Annotated in this window: 1 protein-coding gene; it reads left to right on the top strand. The window is 68.8% G+C overall.

From position 1 onward, the window contains the following. Positions 1 to 3: 3 nt before the first annotated feature. On the top strand, positions 4 to 554 hold a 551-nt coding region (locus EOA22_RS36680; RefSeq protein WP_164756338.1), incomplete at its 3' end, for an alcohol dehydrogenase catalytic domain-containing protein.

Here is a 554-nt window from a genome sequence, read left to right as displayed (position 1 = left end):
ACCCTGAGCTTCACCCAGCCTGCATCCGGCGCGCCCGGCGATCTGCGCGTCGAGGACATCGCGACGCCGGGCGCGCCGGATGCAGGCTGGGTGAAGCTCAGGGTCGATGCCGCCGGCATCTGCGGTTCGGACCTGCATAATTTCCGCACGGGACAGTGGATAAGCCGGTCGCCTTCGACGGCCGGCCATGAACTCACCGGCACGGTGACCGCCACCGGCGCGGGCGTCGACGCCTTCGCTATCGGTGACAGGGTTGTCGCCGATTCCCGCTTCTGGTGCGGAGACTGCGCGCAATGCCAAGCCGGCAGGCGTCATCTCTGCGCGTCACTGGGCTTCGTCGGAGAAATCTGCGACGGCGGATTTGCCGAACAGGCCGTGCTGCCCGCACGGCTTTTGCATATCATCGATGCCGGGCTCGACGAGCGGGTCGCGGCAATGGCCGAGCCGCTGGCGGTGGCGCTGCACGCGGTGCGGCGCCTGCCGAAAACGACAGGCTTCGTGCTGGTCGTCGGCTGCGGGCCGATCGGCGGTCTTGCCGCCCTGCTGTTGTCGCG

Origin of the sequence: Mesorhizobium sp. M7A.F.Ca.US.014.04.1.1 (genome assembly GCF_003998745.1) — a bacterium.
GTDB lineage: Bacteria > Pseudomonadota > Alphaproteobacteria > Rhizobiales > Rhizobiaceae > Mesorhizobium > Mesorhizobium ciceri.
The sequence above is the reverse complement of the archived record's forward strand: the minus strand, read 5'-3'. Positions and strand labels throughout refer to the sequence as shown.